The organism is Halobacteria archaeon AArc-dxtr1 (assembly GCA_025517425.1).
In the GTDB taxonomy this organism is placed as follows: Archaea; Halobacteriota; Halobacteria; order Halobacteriales; family Natrialbaceae; genus Halostagnicola.
Genome location: JAOPJY010000002.1, coordinates 126401 through 148979, shown reverse-complemented (window position 1 = coordinate 148979; position 22579 = coordinate 126401). Strand labels below are relative to the sequence as shown.

The 22579-nt window shown below is 63.1% G+C and carries 23 protein-coding genes and 1 pseudogene; 12 read left to right on the top strand and 12 right to left on the bottom strand.

Features of this window, described 5'->3' with window-relative positions; all coding sequences use genetic code 11:
- Positions 1-42: 42 nt before the first annotated feature.
- Positions 43-813, bottom strand: a complete 771-nt coding sequence (locus OB905_09680) for an alpha/beta hydrolase (protein ID MCU4926251.1) — start codon at positions 811-813, stop codon at positions 43-45.
- 134 nt (positions 814-947) lie between these two features.
- On the opposite strand from OB905_09680, the gene OB905_09675 reads away from it, so the two are divergent.
- Both OB905_09675 and OB905_09670 read left to right on the top strand, forming a co-directional pair.
- Positions 948-1622: a hypothetical protein gene (locus OB905_09675; GenBank protein MCU4926250.1), complete on the top strand. Its 675-nt coding sequence runs from the start codon at positions 948-950 to the stop codon at positions 1620-1622.
- A 77-nt stretch (positions 1623-1699) separates the two neighbouring features.
- The gene (locus OB905_09670) at positions 1700-1897 is read left to right on the top strand and encodes a hypothetical protein (GenBank protein MCU4926249.1); all 198 of its coding nucleotides are present in this window, start codon (positions 1700-1702) and stop codon (positions 1895-1897) included.
- 49 nt (positions 1898-1946) lie between these two features.
- Here the strand turns inward: OB905_09670 and OB905_09665 are convergent, their stop codons facing one another.
- Positions 1947-2750 carry a methyltransferase domain-containing protein gene (locus OB905_09665; GenBank protein MCU4926248.1) on the bottom strand — a complete coding sequence of 268 codons (804 nt, stop codon included), beginning with the start codon at positions 2748-2750 and terminating at the stop codon, positions 1947-1949.
- 56 nt (positions 2751-2806) lie between these two features.
- Positions 2807-3673 carry a deoxyribonuclease IV gene (locus OB905_09660; protein ID MCU4926247.1) on the bottom strand — a complete coding sequence of 289 codons (867 nt, stop codon included), beginning with the start codon at positions 3671-3673 and terminating at the stop codon, positions 2807-2809.
- 154 nt (positions 3674-3827) lie between these two features.
- Between OB905_09660 and OB905_09655 the strand changes: the two genes are divergently transcribed.
- Positions 3828-4736 (top strand): serine/threonine-protein kinase RIO2, encoded by a 909-nt coding sequence (locus OB905_09655; GenBank protein ID MCU4926246.1) that lies wholly within the window; start codon positions 3828-3830, stop codon positions 4734-4736.
- 228 nt (positions 4737-4964) lie between these two features.
- On the opposite strand, the pseudogene OB905_09650 reads toward OB905_09655, so the two are convergent.
- From OB905_09650 to OB905_09640, 3 genes and pseudogenes are all read right to left on the bottom strand, one after another.
- Positions 4965-5216: pseudogene (locus OB905_09650) on the bottom strand (transposase).
- 209 nt (positions 5217-5425) lie between these two features.
- Positions 5426-6040 carry a hypothetical protein gene (locus tag OB905_09645; GenBank protein ID MCU4926245.1) on the bottom strand — a complete coding sequence of 205 codons (615 nt, stop codon included), beginning with the start codon at positions 6038-6040 and terminating at the stop codon, positions 5426-5428.
- Positions 6030-6356: a hypothetical protein gene (locus OB905_09640; GenBank protein MCU4926244.1), complete on the bottom strand. Its 327-nt coding sequence runs from the start codon at positions 6354-6356 to the stop codon at positions 6030-6032. The genes OB905_09645 and OB905_09640 overlap by 11 nt, the downstream gene beginning before the upstream one ends.
- Before the next feature lie 366 nt (positions 6357-6722).
- Between OB905_09640 and OB905_09635 the strand changes: the two genes are divergently transcribed.
- Both OB905_09635 and OB905_09630 read left to right on the top strand, forming a co-directional pair.
- Positions 6723-7298, top strand: coding sequence for a 50S ribosomal protein L15e (locus OB905_09635; GenBank protein MCU4926243.1), 576 nt, complete (start codon positions 6723-6725; stop codon positions 7296-7298).
- 63 nt (positions 7299-7361) lie between these two features.
- A complete protein-coding gene (locus OB905_09630) occupies positions 7362-7796 on the top strand; it encodes a universal stress protein (GenBank protein ID MCU4926242.1) in 435 nt (144 codons plus the stop codon).
- Positions 7797-7807: 11 nt separating this feature from the next.
- Here OB905_09630 and OB905_09625 read toward each other — a convergent pair whose 3' ends face one another.
- Both OB905_09625 and thrS read right to left on the bottom strand, forming a co-directional pair.
- Positions 7808-8527 (bottom strand): phosphoribosyltransferase family protein, encoded by a 720-nt coding sequence (locus tag OB905_09625; protein ID MCU4926241.1) that lies wholly within the window; start codon positions 8525-8527, stop codon positions 7808-7810.
- 109 nt (positions 8528-8636) lie between these two features.
- Positions 8637-10583, bottom strand: coding sequence for a threonine--tRNA ligase (gene thrS, locus OB905_09620; GenBank protein MCU4926240.1), 1947 nt, complete (start codon positions 10581-10583; stop codon positions 8637-8639).
- A 273-nt stretch (positions 10584-10856) separates the two neighbouring features.
- Between thrS and OB905_09615 the strand changes: the two genes are divergently transcribed.
- The gene (locus OB905_09615; protein ID MCU4926239.1) at positions 10857-11588 is read left to right on the top strand and encodes a hypothetical protein; all 732 of its coding nucleotides are present in this window, start codon (positions 10857-10859) and stop codon (positions 11586-11588) included.
- A gap of 18 nt (positions 11589-11606) precedes the next feature.
- Here OB905_09615 and OB905_09610 read toward each other — a convergent pair whose 3' ends face one another.
- From OB905_09610 to OB905_09600, 3 genes are read right to left on the bottom strand one after another with little or no spacing between them, the layout of a single operon-like run.
- Entirely contained in the window at positions 11607-13421 is a 1815-nt protein-coding gene (locus OB905_09610) for a ribosome biogenesis/translation initiation ATPase RLI (protein ID MCU4926238.1), read from the bottom strand.
- The gene (locus OB905_09605) at positions 13422-13748 is read right to left on the bottom strand and encodes a hypothetical protein (GenBank protein MCU4926237.1); all 327 of its coding nucleotides are present in this window, start codon (positions 13746-13748) and stop codon (positions 13422-13424) included. It abuts the gene before it with no gap.
- 51 nt (positions 13749-13799) lie between these two features.
- The gene (locus tag OB905_09600) at positions 13800-14297 is read right to left on the bottom strand and encodes a hypothetical protein (GenBank protein MCU4926236.1); all 498 of its coding nucleotides are present in this window, start codon (positions 14295-14297) and stop codon (positions 13800-13802) included.
- 332 nt (positions 14298-14629) lie between these two features.
- On the opposite strand from OB905_09600, the gene OB905_09595 reads away from it, so the two are divergent.
- The 6 genes from OB905_09595 to OB905_09570 all read left to right on the top strand — a co-directional run bounded on the left by OB905_09595 (position 14630) and on the right by OB905_09570 (position 20457).
- Positions 14630-15787 (top strand): signal peptidase I, encoded by a 1158-nt coding sequence (locus tag OB905_09595; protein ID MCU4926235.1) that lies wholly within the window; start codon positions 14630-14632, stop codon positions 15785-15787.
- 163 nt (positions 15788-15950) lie between these two features.
- On the top strand, positions 15951-17165 hold the full coding sequence (locus OB905_09590; GenBank protein MCU4926234.1) for a DUF5305 domain-containing protein: 1215 nt from the start codon (positions 15951-15953) through the stop codon (positions 17163-17165).
- A gap of 167 nt (positions 17166-17332) precedes the next feature.
- A complete protein-coding gene (locus tag OB905_09585) occupies positions 17333-17626 on the top strand; it encodes an ArsR family transcriptional regulator (GenBank protein MCU4926233.1) in 294 nt (97 codons plus the stop codon).
- A gap of 56 nt (positions 17627-17682) precedes the next feature.
- Positions 17683-18090, top strand: coding sequence for a hypothetical protein (locus OB905_09580; GenBank protein MCU4926232.1), 408 nt, complete (start codon positions 17683-17685; stop codon positions 18088-18090).
- Positions 18091-18208: 118 nt separating this feature from the next.
- Entirely contained in the window at positions 18209-19255 is a 1047-nt protein-coding gene (locus OB905_09575) for a M48 family metalloprotease (protein MCU4926231.1), read from the top strand.
- Positions 19252-20457, top strand: a complete 1206-nt coding sequence (locus OB905_09570) for a PQQ-binding-like beta-propeller repeat protein (protein MCU4926230.1) — start codon at positions 19252-19254, stop codon at positions 20455-20457. The genes OB905_09575 and OB905_09570 overlap by 4 nt, the downstream gene beginning before the upstream one ends.
- A gap of 228 nt (positions 20458-20685) precedes the next feature.
- Here OB905_09570 and OB905_09565 read toward each other — a convergent pair whose 3' ends face one another.
- Entirely contained in the window at positions 20686-22566 is a 1881-nt protein-coding gene (locus OB905_09565) for a PINc/VapC family ATPase (GenBank protein MCU4926229.1), read from the bottom strand.
- Positions 22567-22579 lie beyond the last annotated feature (13 nt).

The following is a 22579-nucleotide window of genomic DNA, read 5'->3' as shown; positions in this document are numbered from 1 at the left end:
GCCTCCGCGACGCCTCGGTTCGACGCGCTGGAGCCAAGCGGGCTACTCGGCGTCTGCCGACTCCGGGGCCGCCGTCGCTGCGTCCGACGGCTCCGTGGTGGGAACCGTCGGCCGATCCTCGACGGCCGCCGCACCCTCCCGAAGCGCGTCGATAACCGTCCCGACGTATCGGTCTCGTGCCTGCGAGGAGAACAGTTCGTGGCCCCCGTCGTAGCAGACGACGTGGGCTGCCGGGACGCGCTTGCCGATCGCCTCGTGGCTGATTCGACGGTCGCGAAGCGAGCAGAAGACGACGGCGTCGTGGTCGATCGTCAACAGCTCTTGCTGTGCGCGCCGAATCTCTCGGACGAGCGTCGGCGAGATCCACCGCGGCGTCGTCGCGAGCTGGTGATCGGTCGCTCGCGAGCCCACCGTCTCCCGGTCGGGCTCGCCGACCGGAACGAACGGAAGCGTCGCCGGAACCGCCGCGATCGCCTCAAGGAGGAGATCGGGGTAGGCCTCGCTGACGCCCCAGAGTGGGCTCAGGTAGACGTGATTTTCCGCCCCATCTAACGCCTGGCCGACCAGCGCCCCGGCACCGTGGCCGAGCAGCTGGTAGCCGTCCAGATCGACGACGTACTCGGCGACGGGCTCTAACCAGTCGGCTTTGAAGTCCTCGATGGCCGTCGGCAACTCGAAGGCGTGAACCCGGAAGCCGGCGTCGGTGAGCCGCCCGATCAGCCAGCTCACGTTCTCGTGGGTCCAACGGTTGCCCCAGTCCATCAGGAAGACCAGGTCGTCCTCGCCGCCGTCCTCGAAGATGCGATGTCTCATACTCGACCGTTCGTCGTGACAGACCAAAAATCCCCTCTCGTGACAGGTACTCAAGAGTCGTCGTGAGAGAGCGCTCGTTCGGTCGTTGTCACTGCTGAGAAACGGTTTTGCGCCTCGATTCCCAAGCGACGCTTATGGCCGACACCACACTCTCTCGTGATCGGGCCGTCAAACGGCTCTCGGAGATCGTCGACGCCGTCGAGACCGAGCTGATGCCCGTCCCCGTCCGAGAGGTCTGGGCGTTCGGTGACGTCGCACTCGGAGTCGACCCGGTCGAGCGACTCGACGTCTACCTCACCAAGGACGTTCTCCTTCGGGACGACAGCGGGAGCGATGACGAGGATCCCGACGCGGTCTTTCGTGACTCACACGGCGTCGCCGGCGTCGGCCAGTCGGTCAGCGCCGAGTGGGCCAGCCGTTATCCCGAGGCGCTGCGCGCGAATCAGAACGGCCACGCGGCCCCGGAGCAGTGTCTTGCTGCGCACTTACTCGACTCGGACGAGCCGGTCCACCTGGAGGTCTGTAACACCTCGTTCGAGCAGAACGTGACCCAGCGGCTGCGCGGTGCCCGCCTGCGGGAGGATTACAGTCAGCTTCTCGATCCGCGGGGAGTCTGTCTCTGGGTCGACGGCACCCGAAGCGACGAGGCGTTTCGCAAGCTTCGCGAGAGCGAGTTCGCGCTCCCGACGCTGTCGGCAGCCCTCGAGATGCTCGGCATGGACGACGAGGAGGCAGAGACGGCCGCCAAGGAAGTCCACGCGTGGCGCGAGAACCGGGACGGCGTCACGGTTCGCGGCGACGTCGTCTGACCGGCGAGGCGGTCGCTCGTTCACCGCCGTCTCCGATCGCCGAAACGCCTTTGATCTGCTTGGCTAAACGTACCCCTATGTCTACTAGACGGGATTCCTCCCTTTCCGAGCGCGTGTTTACACCGCGAGCGGCACTGCTGGCGAACCTCGGGCTCGTCTTCGCAGGATCGGTTCTCGGTCTGCTGAACCTCGTCGATACCCTCGTCGGGGTGGTGATCGTGCTCACCGGCGCCCTCGGTGCCTCGGTCGTACTGCTCGAATCTCGTCGGTCGTGAGCCCGCGTCCTGGTGGTCCTCCGAACTGTCACACCTCTGATCCAACCTGTCAGTTATCGCCAACGCGACCGACCGTCACGTGAAACGGCACGGTCTCTTCTCGCCGGTACCGACCGTCTCGCATCTGTTCGATAACGTCTCGCCCCATCTCGCGCCACGCGCTGCGGAGTGCGTCGTACTCTTCAACGGTCACCGCGCTTTCGAGAATGGTCTCCCGGTCGTCGGCCAGCCCTGCCCCGGTAGCCTTCCGCCGGGCGACCGTGAGCGCCCGATCACCGTACGGTGGTGCGATGGTGCGTACGTGGTCGTACCGCTCTCTCGCCGTCGGTGTGATTCCGGCTCCCTCGAACGCTGCGGCCAGATCCCGGCCGAGCGAGACGTCCGTTCCGACGCCGTCGATGTACGCCCGACGGGCGTGCTGCTCGAGGGATTCTTCCGACGCTACCGTCGACTCGATGCCGACGGCGGCGTTGTTCGGTTCGACGGCGGCGACGAGGTCCCGCGAGACGCGAGCGAACTCCGCGAGTGCCTTGGTGGGAGTGGGGAGGTTGATCAACAGCGCCTGACAGACCACGAGATCGAAGCTGTCGTCGGCAAACGGCAGCCGGAGGGCGTCGCCCGCGACAGTCGGGACGTGCTCGTCGACCGCCGCGAGCAGCGTCGGATCCGCGTCACAGCCAACGACCTCCCCGGGCGACTCCGCTGCAAGAACCGCGCTCAGTTCGCCGGTCCCGCAGCCGACATCGAGGATTCGCTCCCGGGAGTCGAGTGCGAGCGGGTCGAGGGCCGCCCGCGAGTCCTCCCACATGCCCTCACGCGTGCGGTCCAGGTAGTCAGCGGAGAATTCGCGCACGAGCAGGGGTATTGTCGTCGGAAATAAAAGCAGGTCGATTGCCCTGAGGCCGGGGGTTAGGCCCGCAACTCTCTGACCTTCTGGATGTTCCAGGCGAAGCCGCGACCGTTCTCGGTCGGCGTCTCGAGGGCGAACGGCAGCTCTCGGAGATCGGGGTGGTTGACGATCGCGCGCATCCCGTCTTCACCGATGTAGCCTTCCCCGATGTGAGCGTGCTCGTCTTTGTGCGTGCCGACGTCGTGTTTCGAGTCGTTCAGATGGATGTACTCGAGGTACTCTAAGCCGACCTCGTCGTCGAACCGGCCGATCGTTTCGTCGACCGCTTCGGGGGTGGTCAGATCGTTCCCCGCCGCGAGCGTGTGGGCCGTGTCGATGCAGATGCCGATGTCGGTCTCGGTTCGCTCGACGATACCCGCGAGGTGGGAGAACTCGCCGCCGAGTTTCGTTCCCGAGCCGGCGTCGGACTCGATCAGGATCGTCACATCTTCGGGGACGTCTAAGTCGTCGATGACGCCCGCTGCGTTGTCTAAGCCGCCCTCGACGCCCGCACCGGTGTGGGCACCGAGGTGGACGTTGACGTATGGGATTCCCAACCGCGCGGCGGCGTCGAGTTCGGCCTGCATGCTCTCTATCGACTTCCGACGCAGATCCTCCTTTGGCGTACAGAGATTGACCAGGTACGCAGAGTGGATTACCCACGGTCCCTCGAGCAACTCGTCGGTCTCCGCCTGGAATCCCTCAGCTGCCTCCTCACCAATCTCGGGCTGGGCCCAGACCTGCGGCGAGGTCGTGAAAATCTGTCCGCAGTTGCCGCCGAACGCCACCTGCCGGTGGACCGCGTTGCGAACGTCGTCGTACGGTGGGGTCTCCTCGTCCGAGGAGACGCGCGACCCGGAGATCGAAACGTGTGCGCCAACCTTCATGGATACCTGTCGGTACCGTGCGGTGAAAGGTACTTCGAAGCCGTCCATTGCGGTCGAGCGATGTTTGATATTGCGCTATTTCATTTATCGCTGCAGCGTGGGCCGCTCGCCGCGACGTCACGACGCTTTTACGTCCGCGGCGGGTACCTCCGCTATGGTGCGGAACGTCGCCTCTCTCCTGACTGAACTCGAAGACGAGGACTTCTACCTCCTCTCGGGCGTCGAACAGGGGATGCGCTTTTCAGAGTGGGTCAACCGGGGGAAGCTCACTTCCTTTTCAAGTCTGACCGAGGAAGAAGTCGACTACCGCCTCGAACGGTGTCTCAAGCGAGGACTAGTCGAGAAAAAGACGATCCAGTACGAGGGATACACCCTCCAGTTCGAGGGGTACGACGCACTCGCGTTGCGCTCGCTCGTCGAGCGCGAGACGATCTCTGAGTTCGGCGCTCCGCTTGGTGTCGGCAAGGAAAGCGACGTCTACGAGGTGCGCTCGTACAAACCGCTCGCGCTCAAATACCACCGCGAGGGCTATACGAACTTCCGGGAGGTCAATCGCGAACGCGATTACACTGCCGAGAATCGCCACGTCTCCTGGATGTACACGGCCAGAAAGGCCGCCGAGCGCGAGTACGACACTATCGAGTCGCTGTATCCCGACGTCTCGGTGCCGCGTCCGATCGACCAGAACCGCCACGCCATCGTCATGGAGAAGATGGACGGCGTCGAACTCTCCCGGACGAAACTCGCAGACGAGCAAGTGCTTGGCGTCCTCGATCTCCTCTGTCGGGAACTCACGCGTGCGTACGAACTGGGGTACGTCCACGCGGATATGAGCGAATACAACGTCTTCGTCGACGACGGCGGCGTGACGATCTTCGACTGGCCCCAGGCCGTTTCAGTCGACCACGATCACGCAGACGAGTTCCTCCGGCGTGACCTAGACAATCTCCTGGGGTACTTCCGTCGAAAGTACCCAAACCAGGTGCCAGACGACCTCGAGAGCGACGCGATCGCCACGGCAATCGCCGACGGATCGTTCGATTCGGTCGAGCTATTGACCTGATAAACTGTATTGTGCGATACTGAATCCTCTTTCTGACGTTGGGGAATTTCACAAGATAGAGGGTAAAACGTCGAATACAGCTGTATTCTAACACCAAAAACTGGCTGAAATTATGGTCGATGGAAAGATCACCACTACCAGCCGGTAGTTCAGAGAAGAAAACCCGGAAAACAGCGATTACACAGTAGTGTTGCCACTAACGAAGGGGAATACCCGGAACCGAAAACGTCAGTCGGGGGGATCTAATCCGACGTAATCCTTCGCAATCGTTAGGAACAGATCCGCTGTCACGAGTGGTTCATATCGGAACTCGGACTCAGCCCGTAGCTCCAACTTCACCAGTAGATCGGTGAGTCGCCACACATTGTACAGCGTACACGCGTACAGGAAGTTGAAGAACCGGTACTCGTGGTTCATCGACGTGGTACGGACACGGAAACTCTTGATCTGCTTGAATCCGTTCTCAATCCCCCACCGATAGTTTATTCTCATGCAAATTTATATGGTTTATCTATTTGTATTAGTATATAATTAGATTATCACAAGAACTTCTAAATGTGGGATTTTCAACCCCAACAGATCAAATCACGGTCGCCCGAGATTAGAGGAAAACTCGGACACGCTTTTCAGCTAACCCTCGCTTGAAAACATCTGAGGCTTTACTGATCAGATTGGCAGTTTAAGCCAGATTATTTCGGTGGAAGGGCGTCACCATATTCGCCGTCAAGGATTTCGGAACAATCGACAGGGATACTAGTCCATGCGTTCTTCACAACCTCGTACCCAGTCCACCCTTCCGTCCGAATCATCTCCACGGTTGCCTCGCAGAATTCAGGCTTTGAGATGAGGTCGTTGTCAAGCAGGATGTAGAGGAGATACGGTGGTCCGACAACATCAATGTCGTACGCGCTATCGTCAATGAGACGCCGAAGTGACCTTCTCGCAGCTGAGTCAAGAATCGAGACGATCTGATACGACGAACCGTGTTCAGAAAGTTCCTGCTTGAGCGATTGCTCGCCTGCATCTGGTCCATGCGGGCGGGGAACGACAGTTACGCACGACCACGGCGACGAATCCTCGTCTAGATGTTCAAGAACACGGTGGCTCCCTCGTTTCAAGTAGTGCTCACGGCTGCCCTCAGGCGGGTATTTGTTCAAGTTGACGTGGTTTTGAAGTTCGTGCTTGCAGACGTTCGTCGTTGTAAGATGGATCGCGTCTTTCAGTCGTTCCCACTGAGTGGTGTTCGCAACCGCGATCAAGGAACTCGTATCAGCCAGTATCGGATAGCGAGCCTCACTCGCCATCGCTGCCCGTCAAGAATTCGGACGTATCTCGTTCCATAGCCGCCTCGAACGACTCTTTCTCCTCTTCCATCCTATCGAGTTTCTCACCGAGAAGGACACGGGCCACGTCCTCACCGATCTCACCACGACTGTATCGTTCGTACACCGCAATCTTGTCTTGTTCATCTAATGACTGTCGGAGCATTTCGACCAGGCCGACGCGGGCGAGTTCGCTCACGTTGACGCCACCGATGTGAATCTCATCGAGGAGCTCCGCGGCCTCTTTTTCGGCTCCGGCACGGAACTGAATCGTCTTGTCGTAGCTTGATCCGCTCATACATTGACGTTCGACGTGGAGAGGCATATATGTTATGACGCGTACTTATTTGTCATTACAAGTGATCAAGAACGTAGCGCTACCAGGCAGGTCACCCTCTCTCAAGGGGTGCGATATGAGTTAGGAATCGTGCAGAATCATTATGATCTAATGAAATGAGCGAAAGCTAGTGAACTCGTCCTCTTTCGATCGATGCTCTCGGCCCGGGGTGGCCTACGGTTCGAAGCGCTTATACTCGCCAGACAGGTAGCTTCGGGCGACTCGCTGACTCGCGGGCAGCAGCGGGCACCCGTTCGGCACCGCCACGGGTCGGAATGTGGAACGCCGGAGGCGTTCTGAACCGGACAACGCCCGCAGGTGAACACGATGGCACGAAGTTTCTACTCCCACATCAAGGAGGCATGGAAGACCCCGGGCGACGGTAAACTCGGGGAGCTGCAGTGGCAGCGAAAGCAAGAGTGGCGCAAGCAAGGCGCCATCGAGCGCATCGAGCGCCCGACTCGACTCGATAAGGCTCGCGAGCTCGGCTACAAGGCAAAGCAGGGCGTCGTTCTCGCCCGCGTCGCCGTCCGGAAGGGGACCGCGCGAAAACAGCGTCACAAGGCCGGTCGCCGAACCAAGCGCCAGGGCGTCAACCGCATCGGTCGGCGCAAGAATATCCAGCGCATCGGCGAGGAACGCGTCGGGCGCAAGTATCCGAACCTCGAGGTCCTCAACAGTTACTGGGTCGGCGAAGACGGCTCCCAGAAGTGGTTCGAAGTGATCCTCGTCGATCCGAACCACCCCGCCATCCAGAACGACGACGATCTCAACTGGATCTGTGACGACTCCCAGACGAACCGCGCCTTCCGTGGACTCACCAACGCTGGGAAATCCAATCGCGGCCTCCAGAACCGCGGCAAGGGCACCGAGAAGGTCCGACCGTCGAACAACGGCGACTAACCGGCTTTTCGACTCGGCTTGTCGTGGCCGAGACTTATTTCCTCCCCTGTCGTAGCCATGAGTATGGCACGACACGTTCTCGTTCCGATCGACGACTCGGCACAGTCTATGGAGGCACTCGAGTTCGCGTGTCGGGAGTATCCAGACGACACGATCACCGCGTTGCACGTCCTCGATCCCGGCGACTTCTACGCCGCGACGGGGATCGAAGGCGGCGCGATGGCCAACTACGACCGGATTCAAGAACACAACGAAGCCAGGGCCGACACCGTCATCGAGGACGCCGTCGATCGCGCAGCCGATCTCGGCGTCGAGATCAATACCGAACGCGTTATCGGCGGCGTCTCTCGGTCGATCGTCGACTACACCGACAAGCAGGACGTCGATCACATCGTGATTGGCAGTCACGGTCGCCGCGGTGCGAGTCGCATCTTACTCGGGAGCGTCGCCGAAACCGTGGTTCGGCGCTCGCCGGTCCCCGTTACTGTCGTCCGGTAGCGGTGGTTGACTTACCGCGATGTGACCGTCGTCAGCGCGTCGACCGCCGCGTCGGTTCGGTCCCGCGCACGGTCGATGCCTTCGTCTCCGGCGGCGATTAGCGCGAAGACGCCGGCGACGTCGGCGTCCGCCCGTTCGACGATATCCAACAGCAGTGCCTGCGTCTCCCCGGACCGGATCAGGTCGTCGACGACCAGTACCGACTCATCGGGGGCGATCGCCGAGGCAGGCAGGTAGTAGGTGAGTTCGATCCCCGACTGGAGACGTTCGCGGGCTTCGAAGAACTCCTCGACGGCCGTCTCCTTTTGTTTCTTTGCGTACGCACAGCGCACGCCGTAGTAACTCGCAAGCGAGGCGGCGAGCGTGATTCCGTCGGTCGCCGCTGTGAGCACGACGTCGGGGCGCTCGAAGTCGAAGCTATCGGCGACCACGGGCGCGACGAGGTCGAGAAACGGCTGATCGAAGACGACGCCCGAGTTGTCGACGTACCCCTCCTCGTCGACGTCGATCCGAGCTTCGAGTTCGGTGACGAGGGCCTCCTGACCGAGATCCTCGACGACTTCGCGGGCGCGCTCCGGTCCGGGGAGAACGTGTCCGTTGACGTACCGATTTAAGTCGCCGGCCGGCAGTCCCGTCTTCGCGGCGAGCTCCTCGTACGTCCGCGTCTGCTTTAGCATCCGCAGGACGTCGACGGCGCGAAGTTGGAGGGCAGCCTTCTCTGCTCGATTCATACCGATACTCACGATTCCACAAGTATGGATATTCCGATCGAATATCTGCGAAAAGTCTGCATACTCGTGGATGAACAGTACGTCGTCCCCAACTGCGGTCGCGGTCGGCTCAGTCCTGGAGGAAGTCCGGTTCCGTCCGTTGCTCGTTGCGTTCGGCTTCGAGGTGGGTTCGGAACGCCGCGATTTCGACGTCGTACTCCTGGTCTTCGAAGCGGTCTCGGACCGAGATGTTGCCCGCTTCCTCTTCGTTGTCGCCGACGATGATCTGGTAGGGGACGCGGTCGTCGTGGGCGGCGCGGATCTTGCGTTCGAGCGTGGAGTCACGACCGTCGACCTCGACGCGGAACTCGTCGAACTCGTTTGCGACGCGGTGGGCATAGCCGAGATTGCTGTCCGAAATTGGCAGCACACGGACCTGTTCGGGGGCAAGCCAGAGTGGAAATCGACCCTCGTAGTGCTCGATCAGCATCATGAAGAACCGCTCGTAGGACCCGTACAGCGCGCGGTGGATCATCACCGGCCGGTGCTCTTCGTTGTCCTCGCCGACGTAGGAGAGGTCGAAGCGCTCTGGCATGTTGAAGTCGAGTTGGACCGTCGGCCCGTCCCAGCTACGCCCGATCGCGTCCTCGAAGGCGAAGTCGATCTTCGGGCCGTAGAAGGCGCCGTCACCCTCCTCGAGTTCGTACTCTGCGTTGCGCTTTTCGAGCACCGACTCCAGTTGTTCCTCGGCGTGCTCCCAGATTTCGTCGCTCCCGACCGACTTCTCGGGGCGGGTCGCAAGCGCCATCTCGTACTCTAGATCGAACGTCTCCAAGACGTCCGTGATCATGTCCATGATCTCTTCAACCTCGCGTTCGATCCCCTCTGGTGTGACGAACAGGTGGCCGTCGTCGATCGTGAACGCCCAAACCCGGGAGAGACCGGAGAGTTCGCCACGCTGTTCTTTGCGGTAGACCTTCCCGTTCTCGGCGTACCGGATCGGGAGGTCGCGGTAGCTCCAGGAGTGGTCCTGGAAGATGGCGGCGTGGCCGGGGCAGTTCATCGGTTTCAGGCCGAACTCGTCGTCACCGACGTCGAAGATGAACATGTCGTCGGCGTAGTTCTCGTAGTGGCCAGACCGGTGCCAGAGGTCTGTCTTGAAGACGTGGGGCGTCTCGACGTAGTCGTAGCCCGCCTCCGTGTTCAGCTCTTCGACGAAATCCTCCAGTTCCTTCAGAACCGTCTTCCCCGCTGGGTGATAGAGCGGCAGTCCCGGACCCGTCACGTCCTGGATCGAGAAGAGATCCATCTCGTTGCCGATCTTCCGGTGATCGCGCTTCTGGGCTTCCTGTTTGCGCTCTATGAACGCCTCCAGGTCGCTCTCCTCTGCGAAGGCGGTGCCGTAAATCCGGGTCTGCATCGTGTTCTCCTCGTCGCCGCGCCAGTAGGCCCCGGCGATCTCCAAGAGCTTGACGGGGCCGATCTCGCCGGTCGAGTCGACGTGGGGGCCGGCACAGAGGTCTTCCCACTCGCCCTGGCTGTAGAAGGAGACAGTGTCGCCCTCCTCGGCCAGCTCCTCGAGTAACTCGAGCTTGTAGGGTTCGTCGGCCAGCCGCTCTTTTGCCTCGGCGATCGAGACGTCCTCGCGCTCGATCTCGTAGTCGGCGGCGACGATCTCTTCGATCTCGCGTTCGAGGTCCGCGAGGTCCGCCTCGTCGACGTCTAAGTTGTCGAAGTCATAATAAAAGCCCTCGTCGGTCGGCGGACCGATTGCCAGTTTGACCTCCTCGGCGTCGAACAGCCGCTCGACCGCCTGGGCTAAGCAGTGAGAGGCCGAGTGGCGCATCACGCGCAGGGACTCATCGGAGCCCTCGGTGATGATCTCGAGTTCGGCACCGTCGTAGGCCGGCTCCTCTTTGGCGACGAGATCGCCGTCGAGTTTGCCGGCGACCGTGTCGCGGCCGAGCCCGGGCCCGATCTCGTAGGCGCAGTCCTCGACCGTGGCTCCCTCGGAAACCGCGAGTTCGGAGCCGTCTGGCAGTACGACCGTTATCGAATCTGACTCTGATTCTGACATGGGTTGGGGTGTGGATCGCTGTGGTGGCCACGTCGCTGTTCGAAAGCGTTCGACGCGGTGGGAGAGAGGGAGGTGTTAGAAGCGGGCAACCGCCCGTGTAAAACGGCGAACCGAGCTCGGAGTCGGGTGCCGGTCCGTTTCGCCGCGTCCGTTGTGGCCTCTCGCCATGGGCCGCTCTACCCGTGGCGGCCGAATAAATATTCCGACTCGTCGAACGCCGAACGGGGACAGAGCGACGATTTATCCCTCCCGACGGCGTACCCCTGACGTCGAATGGACCGACGAGACGACGAGGAGGTCGAGGTCGAGATCGAGCCCGGAAGCGACGACGCCGACCGGGATCGCTCGCGGACGACTCCCGGCCGACCCAGAGGCCGAGATAGCGACCTCGCAGACGAACTCGGTCGCATCTCTATCCAGTCGACGCCGGAGGGGTACGTCCGAGGCCGGATAACCGATCTCGAACCGGTCGACGCGACGACCGTCCGGCTCGTCGTAGCACTTCCTCACGGACGGTCGGCTGTGTTCGCCCTCGCGAAACCGATTCCCTGGTCCCGGGACTTTCTGTTCGCACGACTCGTCGAACACCTCGGCTACGACGCCGCCTCCGTCGACCACGTCGTCGGCGAGACGGTCTACGTCGCCCGCACAGATCTCGAGGAGGAAGACGGCGGGACGTGGGCCGATCTCCGGGAGCCGGTTCGGGCGGCAACCGCCCTCCTCGGCGGTCGGTTCGGTGAGCCCGAGACGGGGCCAACCTGGCGGCTCGTCGACCCGCGTGAACTCCCGGATCCCGACGAAGAGACCGATTCCGAACGCTCCATCGCGGCTGTGGCAGCCGTCGCCGTCGCGCTCGGCGCTCTGACCGCCGCGGCGGGTGCAGTCGTGGGCGCGACCGGCGCGCTTACCGTGCCGGTCGCGGCCGTCCTCTATGCGCTTCCCGGCCTGGTGATCGCGCTCGTCGGGCTTGCGGTGCTCTACGAGCGCGCTCTCGAAACGGTATAAGTGCTAAAAAGCGCCCGCTCAGGGCGCGTAGTAGTACTCGCCTGCGCTCTGTTGCTCCCGATCGAGCTGCGAACCGGGCTTGTTGATCCGCGGGCGCGAGGTGCGCTCGTCCCGGCGGAAGGTTACGTCCAAGTTCGCGAGGAACTCGTTCATCCCCTCACGCATGGGCTGTGGTGTCCCGGCGCGACCGCGAACCGCGGGCTCACCGTCGAAGACCATCAGCCGATCGGCCAGCAGGTCCATCATGTAGATGTCGTGGTCGATTACCAGCACCGTCGCGTCCTGCTGTTCGGCGTAGCGTCGGATCGCACTCGTCGCCTGCACCCGCTGTTCGACGTCCAGGTGGGCAGAGGGCTCGTCGAGTAAGTACAGATCCGCCGAATCCGAGAGACACGCAGCGATCGCGACCCGCTGGCGCTCCCCGCCGGAGAGATCCGAGAGATTTTGCTCCATGATGCGCTCGAGTTGCAGCGGCCCCGCGATCTCGGTGTTCCAGTACGAGGAGCCGAACTGGTCCGTGATCGACGAGAGGAAGGCGTCGACCCGCATGTGCTGGTCGATGGTCACGTACTGCGGTTTGTAGGAGATGTCGAGATCCAGGTCGGCGTCTCCCTCTTCGGGTTCGAGCGCGCCGGTCAGGAGCTTCGCGAACGTCGACTTCCCGATTCCGTTCGGACCGACGATGCCGAGCACCTCGTTCTTGCGGATCTTTCCGCCCTCGACCTCGAGCGTGAACTCGCCCTCTCCGTAGCTCTTCGTGAGGTCGGGGTACTCGACTAAGACGTCGCTTCGGGTCGCGGTCCGGGGAGCGTGCTCCTCGAAGGCGATCTCGTTCGGCCGAATCCGCATGTTCTCGTTCTCGAGGTAGCCCGACAGATACTCGTTGATCCCGTTTCGCACCGACTTTGGCGCCGTGACGACACCGTAGGCGCCGGGCTCACCGTAGGCGACGTGGATCGTATCCGCGAGCAGGTCAAGAATAGCCAGGTCGTGCTCGACGACGAGCATCGACCGGTCGCCCTCCTCGGCGAGTTCCCGGATCAGTCGGGCCGCGGTCACGCGCTGGCCGATGTCCAGATACGGCGTGATCTCGTCCAGGAAGTAGAAATCGGTGTCTCGGGCGAGCGTGGCTGCGAGCGCGACCCGCTGGAGTTCGCCGCCGGAGAGATCGTCGATCGCCTGGTCCATGACGGGACCGATCGAGAGTCGCTCGACGAGGTCGTCGAGTGCCCCACGCTCGTCCGTCTGTGCTAAGAGCTCACGGGTGTTGCCGTCGAAGCTCTTGGGAATCTGGTCGACGTACTGGGGTTTGCGCGCGATGGTAACGTCACCGTCGCGGACGTCGGCGATGTAATCTTGCAGTTCGGTGCCGCGGTAGGCTTCGAGCACGTCGTCCCAGTCCGGCGGATCCTCGAACCGTCCGAGGTTGGGCTCGAGTTCGCCTGCGAGGATGCGAACGGCCGTCGTCTTCCCGATCCCGTTCGGACCGAGAATGCCAGTTACTTTCCCCTCCTGGGGTGCGGGCAAGCCGTACAGCGAGAAGGCGTTCTCGCCGTAGCGGTGGGCCGGGTCGTCCTGGAGCTCCTGGGGGAGGTTGATGATCTCGATAGCGTCGAACGGGCACTTCTCGACGCAGATACCACAGGTTTCGCCCAGACAGATCTCCTCGGAGATGTGAACCTGCTCGGGCTGGCCCTGATCGGCGTCCTCGCCCCGGAGCGTGATACACTCTTTGCCCGTGCGGTTGGGTGGACAGTAGTTCTTACACTCGTAGTTACAGCGATCGGGCTGGCACCGATCTAAGTCTACGACGGCGATGCTGTCGTCGGCCATTTAAAACGTCGCCTCCGAGGTGAGGATGATTCCCCAGGTCAGAAACCACAGGGAGAACGTGATGAACGCAATAAACAGGTAGTGTTTGGCGCCGAACTCGTCCTCGCCGTAGATCCCCGACAGCTGGATCAGTGGGAACTGGACGACGATCGCCGCGACGACGATAAACAGCGCGAGCTGATCACTCGCGGCGTCGTCCACCGTTGCCGCGTCGCCGGTGACCGCCGCCGACGCGAGTGCCGCACCCACGCCCGCCAGCGCGGCAAGCGCCGTCACGCCGATCGAGCGGATGTGCTCGCGTCGGTCGCTGATCGATTCGGTCGACATGCCAGAGTCTCTGTGGCCGTCAGCCAAAAGGGGTTCGGGTTCGTGCTACGGCTACGGCGGCTGTTCTATCTCGCCGAGGCGCAGTCGGCGGGTCTGCCAGACGTGGATGGCAGCCGAAATCGCAAAGAGCCCCACGATGAGCGTCGCCCAGCCGAGGTCGGGGACCGTTCCCGTCGGGAGCCACTCGAGCCAGAGCCCCGTGATTACGACGCCGGACAGCGCCGCGAGTCCGAGGTAGTAGACTCCCCAGGGGACCGAGTTTTCGGGAACGACGTCGAGGTAGACTTCGAGTGCCTGTGCGTTCTCGGTCAGCTCGATCCGTCGGTCGTCGAACTCGATCATGCCGGCACGCTCGAGCGTCGGCAAATGTGTCTGCTGTAAGGAGGTGTAGACGCGCTTTCGCTCCGCGGAGGTCACTGCGTCGACGTCCTTTCCAAGCTCCCAGGCGGCGACGTACTCCGCAAGCGTACCGAGCTCGACGGGGCTGTCCTCCCGTTTGCAGTAGTGGACCGCGTACCGACGCCGGTGGTTACTCAACAGTTCGAACACGTCGCCACGGCTCGGTCCGCTGGCGCGTCCGGCGGAACTCTCGACCGCGTCGTGATCGTCGGCCGACCGTTCGCCGTCGCTCGCATCGGCTGCTACAGCTGCCGTGTCTCCGTTTCTATCTTCCCCATCCCCACTATCACCATCGTGATCCCCCGTCCCCCGTTGTATTGCCATACGAACGCTCTCGCGAAAATATATTTACTACCTGCACATAATGCTTGTTGCCACGGTCGCCGAACCTTGTCACGCACAGGCGACAATCGTCGAAAGGTATAATTCTCGTCGCCCGAAACGGCTCCTATCCGAGCGGATATCGGTCGTTACACTCTCGTATGATCCGATCTCTCCTCGTCCGCGTCGGGACGTCCGTTCTCGTGTTGGTCGTCGTCGCCCTCATCGTCGGGCAGCTGCTCGGCCAGCCCATACTGCTGGGGTACGTCGCGACGGGGAGTATGGAACCGGAGATGGACGCCGGAGACGGGTTCGTCGCTATCCCGAGCGCCGTCTCGGGATCGCCATCCGAGGGTGACGTGGTCGTCTTCCAGGCGCGGGAGCTTCACGGCGGTGAGTTGACCACGCACCGAATCGTCGGTGAGACGGACGAGGGATATATCACCAAGGGAGATGCGAACCCCTTCACTGACCAGGATGGAGACGAACCGCCCGTGACGGAGGGCCAGATCGTCGCGACGGCGTGGCAAGTAAACGGCCAAGTCGTCACGATTCCCCATCTCGGAACGGCGCTGATGACGTTCCAGAATCTGGCCGAATCGGTCTCGAGTTCGGTCGGCGGCGCCGTTGGCGCCACGTCGACACCCGACGGAGAGAGCCTGGGTGCACTGGTCGTCGGCGTCGGTGTCGCCCTGTTCGGGTTCGGGCTCTTGCTCGACCGGACGGGTGTTGCCGCCCGCGGGACCTCGCGGACGCGGTCGCGACAGAACGTGCTCGCCTTCGTAACGGTCGTCGGTCTGCTGTTGTTACTCGTCGTAACGTTCGCGACCGCGGCGATGGTCGTCCCCTCCGGGACTCACGAGTACGAAGTCAGAGCCACCGAGTCTCCCTCCGAAAATCCCCAGATCGTCGAACCCGGGACGACCGTCGAACTCACACGTACTGTCGAGAACGCCGGATTCGTCCCCGTCGTCGTCGCCCACGACGTCCAAAGCGATGGCGTCGCGATCCAGCCGCCCGACCAGACGGTCGGCATTCGAAGCGAGGGTGAGACGACGATCACGATCCTGACGCCCGACGAGACGGGCGAGTACGCCTACACGATCGGTGAACACCGATATCTCATGGTGCTTCCCCCGTCGTTGCTCGTTGCACTTCACGATCTTCATCCACTCGTCGCGATCGGCGCCGTCAACGCCGTGCTGGTCGGCGTCGTCGTCAGCGTCTTCCTCCTGCTGTTTGGCAGCGGCGACTTCCGGTTGCGTCGTCCCGGTGGGAACGTTCCGCTCTCGACGCGACTCGCCCGCAAGTTCCGGTAATCGATCCCCGGCCGAACCCTCCGTAATCGCCTGCGGTCGGCGGCAACCCTGGAGCCGGTGATCTTAATATGATCGATTGCCTGACGTTCAGTATGCAGTATCTCTCGGCTGACCACTTCCCAGACGGTTCGGTCGGCGGCTCAGTTCCGAGAGGTGCGTGGACGTGATCGATAGCCCGCGATTCGATCTGCTGGTCGCAAAGCACGGGCGAACGCTGTTTATCGCGCTGATCGCGATCGGACTGCTGGCGCTCCTTACAACTGGCTGGGTGTTCGCCACCCCCTCGACCTCGACGACGACGGAGGACGCCAACGAACAGACCGTCTCGACTGACGTCACTCACGGTGCGACCGTCGTTCAGGACGGGGCCTGGGAGGCCGGAACCGAGCTTACGGACAGCCCCATCTACCGGTTCGACGACACCCCGGAGCTAACACTCGACGTTACCACATCGGTGCCAACTGAGGAGACGAACGTCACCCACACGGTCGAACTCGTCTACGAGGCCGATCGCGACGGCGACGAGATTCCCGCTATCGGGACGACGCAGACCGTCGTTCGGGCCGACCCTGCCGTTGCTGACGGCGAGGCTACCACCAACGCGACGATCGATGCACCCGAGATGCACGAAGAGTACTTTAGCATTGAGGAGTCACTCGCCGGGATGGGTTCGGTCTCGGTCTCTATCGTCGTCACGACCGAGTACGATACCGGGACGTACATCGACGAACAGCAGGCGTCGACGCCGGTCGAGATCACCAACGAGACCTACTGGCTGCCGGACTCGCTCTCGGCGTCGGAGACGCACAGCCAGACACAGACCGTCGAGGTCAGCGAGCCGCGCAGTTCGGGGCTCGTCGCCGGCCTCGGACTCATCGCCGTGCTCGCGTTCGGGCTCGCCGCGCTCGTCTCCTCGCGGTCGGACACCGACGAGGAGGCCGCGCGCCGCGCCGTCCACGAGCAGCGCTACGCCGAGTGGATCTCCCGGGGATCGCTCCCGATGTGGGTCGGAGAGCACCACGTCTCGCTCGATACCTTAGAGGATGTCGTCGACGTCGCAATCGACACCAACGAGCGAGTCGTCAACGACCGTCAGCGAGGCCTCTTCGCCGTCGTCGACGACGGCGTCGTCTACTACTACAGCGAGCGCGGTCTCTGGGAGGAGACTGCGTGGCCGGAGATGAACATTCCCGCCGCCGCTCAGGGCGAAGCGGGTCCGCCGTCCGAGGACTCACCGCTCCCGTTCGACAGCGCTGACGGATCGCCGACCGACGGTGACGACTCCGTTGCGTTCAGACCTGACGATCTCGATCTCGAGGAGTTCGACGACGGGGACGACGAGGAATTCGATGACGATGACGTCTGGCAGCAGTTCTGACCGGTGATCGATCCGGGACAATCGTTGCCCTCTTCGTTCGCTCACCTTGCGTTCCCGTCGTCTGACTCCCTCGAGTCAATTTCCGATCGACTTGTTGTGCCAATAATGACTCTTCGGGCCGTGGTAAGGCTCAACTTTTATGCTGCTGGCTGCGTTCGAAACGACACATGGAAGAGACTGACGGCGAGGAGATCGAAGATCTCCCCCCGAGCGCCAAGCTCGTATTCAAGGTCCTCGAGTACGACGGGCCACTAACGCAAAAACAGATCGTCCAGGAGTCGATGCTCTCGGCCCGGACGGTCCGGTACGCACTCGAGCGCCTCGAGGGGATCGGCATCGTCGATGAGGATATCTACTTCGCCGACGCTCGCCAGAGTCTCTACCGGATCGAAGAGCCCATGACGGCCGACGGCGGTGTCGACGACTCCGGAGCCAAAAAGGACGCCTGCTGCGCCGAATAACGGCTCTCGCCGTTCGAGAGCGGTAGGATTATTTTCCGTCGGTGTCGCTCTCGACTATGGACAAGGAGCGACTCCCACAGTGGGCCTGGCTACTACTGGGCCTGTTCGTGACCGCGCTCGTCGCGAACACCATCTACATCTCCGTTCTCGAGCCGATCGGCCTCTCGCCTGACTACCTTGTCGTGATTCTCATCTCGAGCATGTCGCTGGTCGTCATCTATCTGGGCGTCTGGTACAACGAAGAACGATCAGCCTACTGGGAGCGCCCGAAGGCGGCGATGTTCGGCGACGTGACGTTCGTCCTCGTCGGCGCCGTCACCGTCTCCGCGCTGGTGATCTCGATCGGCCTCGATCGCGGTCTCTCCCAGCTTCCTCGCGAACTCCTCGCGATGATCGCCGGCTTCGCCACCGCCTGGGTACTGTTCTACTGGCGAAACCCCGATCTGTACGGTGCCGGCTCGTAGCCGACGGCGACTCTCGCAAGGCGGGCCTTCCTCGACGAGCGAGAGGCAGCGTCCGGTTCCGAGATGACGCGACAGGGTTATAACATGTTGGTGCCATCCGTCTGTACGATCCCGCTACATGTCTGCTCTCCCCGGCTCTCGATTCGACCCCGACCGTGAGTTCCGCGTTCGGATGGTGCTCGCGCTCGCTCTCGTGGTCGCTCTCCCGTTCGCCTTCGTCTACACGTTCCTCTTCCTCGCGAACACCGTCGGAATCGCCCTGCTCGAGTGGGCCAACGACCGGCCCTATCACGGCGAGTTCTACGTCGACCCGGTCTTGCTCACCGTCGTCGTCCTCGGCGGACTGGCGGTCCAGTACCGGTACGGGTCGCGAGCCGTTCTCGGCTCCGTCGACGCTCGACGGGTGACGGCCGAACAGCATCCTGATCTCCACGCGGCGGTCACCCGACTCGCCGCGCAGGCCGACGTTGCGAAGCCGGACGTGGCCGTGATCGACACCCAGCTTCCGAACGCGTTTGCCGTCGACGGCGGCGGCGACCGCGCGGTCGTCGTCACGACGGGACTGCTCGACCGTCTCGACGGCGACGAACGCGACGCGGTGCTCGCCCACGAGCTCGCACACCTGAAAAACCGCGATGCAAGCCTGATGACGGTCGCGTGGCTCTTGCCGACGATCACCTACTATCTCGCGATTGCGGCCTTTTTCGTCCTCTACGGGCTGGCGCGCGTTCTTCGGTTCAGCGCGGGGACGAGAGGCGGGGGCGATAGCGATGGTCGGGGGATCGTCGTTGCACTGGCGGTCATCGTGATCTGTTCGATTCTCACCCTCGCAGTGTCCGCGATGTTCTGGATCGCGAGCGTTCTGTTCTATCGCGTCCTCTCCCGACACCGGGAGTACGCGGCCGACCGGGCCGCAGCGACGATCACCGGCTCGCCGGCGGCGCTCGCGAGCGCGCTCGAGACGATCGACGAGACGATGCCGGCGGTTCCCGACGAGGACCTCAGACGGTACGACGGTGGGGCGGAGGCGCTCTATCTCGCACCCCTCGAGCCCCGGTCGTTCGGCTCCCACGAGCTGCTCAGTACCGATATCTTCCCCGACACCCATCCGCCGACGGAAGCGCGAATCGACCACCTGCGAGAGCTCGCTCGCGAGGGAATATGACCGGCAATCGGTTCTCACGCCGGCGGTTACTCGCATCCGTCGGGACCGGAGTGTCGGCCTTGGTCGCCGGCTGTGGCTACCAGCCCGCTGGCGGCGAACTCGACTGGGTTGCTGACGCCGACGGCTCAGTACACGAGACTCAGGGCTTCGGGTCGGTCGACGACCTGGCGTGGCGCAGCGACGGCACCTCCCTCTACAGGATCCGAAACCGGTCGAACGTGATGTTCGCCGACGACGGTACTGCGGTGACCGTCTCCGACGCGCGCGCTGACACCGTCTGGAGCGTCGGTGACGAACGCTTCTACGAGGGGCGTCCAGCCGTCGCAGACGGGCGAGTCTTCCTCTCGCTCGAGGATGGGTCGATAGTCGCGTTCGAACACGCCGAGTCGACAGCGGACGCCGACGGCCCGGACGATACCGCAACCGAAGACGGCGAGATCGACTTCTCGCGTGGCGACGACGGCGCCGTCGACTGGCGAACCCGGTACGACGGACCGCCGCTCTCGTTAGTTACCGACGGCGACCTCCTCGTCGGCACGAACGACGACCAGGCAGTGGGATACGAGGCGACCACGGGCGACGAGCGGTTCACGCTCTCGTTCTCGGACGGCCTCGGTCCTGCTGGAGTCGACGATGTCGCCGTCGCTGGCGGTCGAACGTGGCTCCTCGCCGGGGACGAACTGTTCGGTCTGGATCCTGACGGAACCGTCGGCGTGGAGCGATCGCTTCCGGCGACAGGCAGGTGGCTGACTGCGACCGACGCCGCCGCGGTCCTTTCGGTCGACGACGAACTTTGGACCGTCGATCCGGACGGTGATCGGACGCTCGCTACCGAAATCGACGTCACCGGAACGCCCGCAGCCGTCCCGTCGCAGGACCGCCTCTACCACGCCGGTAGCGACACCCTCACGGCCGTCGACACCGAGGACGGTGCGGTGGCGTGGGTGCGCGATATCTCCTTCCGGACAGGCCCCGTTGCCGACTCCGACGGCATCTATGGTGTGGTGAACGCGACGGATTCCGCCGGCTGCGAACTCACGGCGTTCTCGACCAGCGGCGAGCGCCGGTGGGCCGTCCCGTCGCTCGCGGAACTCGGCTGTTCGTTCGATCTCTTCGTCGTCGACGACCGGCTGGTCGGGGTCGGTGAGGACAGTCTGTACGGGATCAGACGAGAGCCCGGTCCTCGACTCTCAGTGCACTGAGCTCGGCAGGAAGGCTGCAATCTCTGCCTATTTAGGACGGAACGACGGTAATCGCCTGGGTCCGATCGATCGCCTGCTCTAACTCGTCAGCGATCGCGCTCCCTCGCGAGACCTGAATCTCACACACGCACCTTTTTCCACTCGGGTGCGCCGCTGGCGCACCACTCGCGCAAAAATCTGCACCAAAAACGCTGCTCAATTCACTGCGTTCGCTCGCAGTGCGATTCCCTACGAGGGAACGACGGTAATCGCCTGGGTCCGATCGATCGCTTGCTCTAGCTCGTCGGCGATCGCACTCCCTCGCGAGACCTGTATTTCGCCCCCGCGACTCACCGTCGCCGTGAACAGGTACTCGCCGCCGGCCTGCACCTCGACGGTCTCGCCGTGGTTACCGTCGACCGGAATCACGACGTGTCGGGAGGTGATCTCGGGCTGGACGCGCTGGCCGGCGCCGCCACCGGTCGATCCCGCCGCACTCGCCCCGCCGGAACTGCCACCGCCGCCGCTGTTCCCGTAGTGGGGGTTCTCGTCGTGGGTCCGCACGTCGATGTCGATGCCCAAACGGTTCTCGATGTCGGTGATCCGCCCGCCACCCTTCCCGATGACACTCGAGATGTCGTCGTCTTCGACGTAGACGACGGCCGTATTCTGCCCCTTCAGTTCGACATCGACGTAACCGCGGGCGACCGATCGGATCTCGCGTTCGATCTCGCCTTTCGCGATGCGGTCGACGCCGGTTTCGGCGCCGGGGCCACTATCCTCGTCGGTGAGGGGGACGGTGACGACCTGGCGGTTGAACGTGTAGATCTCGTACTCGGGCTTGCCGGTCTGGAAGTCGGTGATGAGGATGACCGGACGAGCCAGGTCCTCCTCGGTCAGCCCGGCGGGCACCTTGACCTCGGTTTTCACGTCGTAGACCTTCGCGACCTCGCCGGCCTCGATGTAGACGACGGTGTCGACGACCTGCGGGATCATTCCGAGTTCGACCCGGCCGACCAGGCGCTGGAGGGCGTCGATCGCGCGGGTGGCGTGGACGACACCGATCATGCCAACGCCGGCCAGGCGCATGTCCGCGAAGACCTCGAAGTCGTCGGTCTTTCTGACCTCGTCGTAGATGGTGTAGTCGGGCCGGACCATCAGCAGGGCGTCGGCCGTCTTGGCCATCTCGCCGCCGAGTTCGGTGTACTGGGTAATCTCGGGGCCGACCTGGAGGTCCCGGGGCTTTTCCATCGTCTTGACCGAGTAGTCGTGACTCGAGATGAACCGGGCAACCGCCTGGGCGAACGTCGACTTGCCTGCCCCCGGCGCGCCAGAGATCAGGACACCGCGCTGGTGCTCCAGGAGACGCTCTCGCAGCTCGTCGGCGTGTTCGTAGTCTTCGATGTCGGTCTGGGCGATCGGTCGGACGGCCGTGATCTCGATGCCATCCGAGAAGGGCGGCCGGGCGATCGCGATCCGGTAGTCCCGGAACTGGACGATCTTCATCCCTGGCTCCGAGAGCTCGATGAATCCCTCGCTTGCCTCCTTGGCGCCGTCGACGACCTCGCGGGCGTACTCGTCGATCGTCTCCTCGTCGAGCGGCTCGTCGGCGGTCTCCTCGTAGCGCATCTCACCCAAAGCGCCGCGTTTGGCCATCGGGACGGCGCCGCTTTTCAGGTGGACACTCATCGTCTGCTCGTCGAAGTAGTCCTCGACGGCGAGCGTGCCGACTTCCCGCACTTCGGGGGAGACGTAGGAGACGTCGAGCCCCTTCGCCTGGGCGACCTCTGCCTGGACGATGTCGCTGGTGACGAACGTGGCGTCGAGTTCCTCGGCCAGATCCCGGATCAGGGCGTCGACCTCGCCCTCCGAGGCGTGGCCGCGCTCGATCGCGCTGGGGCGGTCGCCGACGTACTCGAGGGTGATCGTCCCCTCGTCTGCCAGTTCGGCGAGTCGCTGGAGCTCCGAGAGCCCGTCCCAGCCGCTGTCGTAGCCGTCGTTGGCCTGTGCTTCGAGCTCGGCGACGACGGCCTCCGGTACCAAGATCGTCGCGTCTGCGAACTCCCCGTCTTCGACCTGCGCCGAGACGCGGCCGTCGATGACCACGCTCGTATCCGGCACGACGTTCATGTCGTATGGTTCG

Bases quoted from the DNA above. Each gene is read 5' to 3' on its own strand.
- OB905_09680 (MCU4926251.1), bottom strand. From the start codon at position 813: ATGAGACATCGCATCTTCGAGGACGGCGGCGAGGACGACCTGGTCTTC.
- OB905_09675 (MCU4926250.1), top strand. From the start codon at position 948: ATGGCCGACACCACACTCTCTCGTGATCGGGCCGTCAAACGGCTCTCG.
- OB905_09670 (MCU4926249.1), top strand. From the start codon at position 1,700: ATGTCTACTAGACGGGATTCCTCCCTTTCCGAGCGCGTGTTTACACCG.
- OB905_09660 (MCU4926247.1), bottom strand. From the start codon at position 3,673: ATGAAGGTTGGCGCACACGTTTCGATCTCCGGGTCGCGCGTCTCCTCG.
- OB905_09655 (MCU4926246.1), top strand. From the start codon at position 3,828: ATGGTGCGGAACGTCGCCTCTCTCCTGACTGAACTCGAAGACGAGGAC.
- OB905_09645 (MCU4926245.1), bottom strand. From the start codon at position 6,040: ATGGCGAGTGAGGCTCGCTATCCGATACTGGCTGATACGAGTTCCTTG.
- OB905_09640 (MCU4926244.1), bottom strand. From the start codon at position 6,356: ATGAGCGGATCAAGCTACGACAAGACGATTCAGTTCCGTGCCGGAGCC.
- OB905_09635 (MCU4926243.1), top strand. From the start codon at position 6,723: ATGGCACGAAGTTTCTACTCCCACATCAAGGAGGCATGGAAGACCCCG.
- OB905_09630 (MCU4926242.1), top strand. From the start codon at position 7,362: ATGGCACGACACGTTCTCGTTCCGATCGACGACTCGGCACAGTCTATG.
- OB905_09625 (MCU4926241.1), bottom strand. From the start codon at position 8,527: ATGAATCGAGCAGAGAAGGCTGCCCTCCAACTTCGCGCCGTCGACGTC.
- thrS (MCU4926240.1), bottom strand. From the start codon at position 10,583: ATGTCAGAATCAGAGTCAGATTCGATAACGGTCGTACTGCCAGACGGC.
- OB905_09615 (MCU4926239.1), top strand. From the start codon at position 10,857: ATGGACCGACGAGACGACGAGGAGGTCGAGGTCGAGATCGAGCCCGGA.
- OB905_09610 (MCU4926238.1), bottom strand. From the start codon at position 13,421: ATGGCCGACGACAGCATCGCCGTCGTAGACTTAGATCGGTGCCAGCCC.
- OB905_09605 (MCU4926237.1), bottom strand. From the start codon at position 13,748: ATGTCGACCGAATCGATCAGCGACCGACGCGAGCACATCCGCTCGATC.
- OB905_09595 (MCU4926235.1), top strand. From the start codon at position 14,630: ATGATCCGATCTCTCCTCGTCCGCGTCGGGACGTCCGTTCTCGTGTTG.
- OB905_09585 (MCU4926233.1), top strand. From the start codon at position 17,333: ATGGAAGAGACTGACGGCGAGGAGATCGAAGATCTCCCCCCGAGCGCC.
- OB905_09580 (MCU4926232.1), top strand. From the start codon at position 17,683: ATGGACAAGGAGCGACTCCCACAGTGGGCCTGGCTACTACTGGGCCTG.
- OB905_09575 (MCU4926231.1), top strand. From the start codon at position 18,209: ATGTCTGCTCTCCCCGGCTCTCGATTCGACCCCGACCGTGAGTTCCGC.
- OB905_09570 (MCU4926230.1), top strand. From the start codon at position 19,252: ATGACCGGCAATCGGTTCTCACGCCGGCGGTTACTCGCATCCGTCGGG.
- OB905_09565 (MCU4926229.1), bottom strand. From the start codon at position 22,566: ATGAACGTCGTGCCGGATACGAGCGTGGTCATCGACGGCCGCGTCTCG.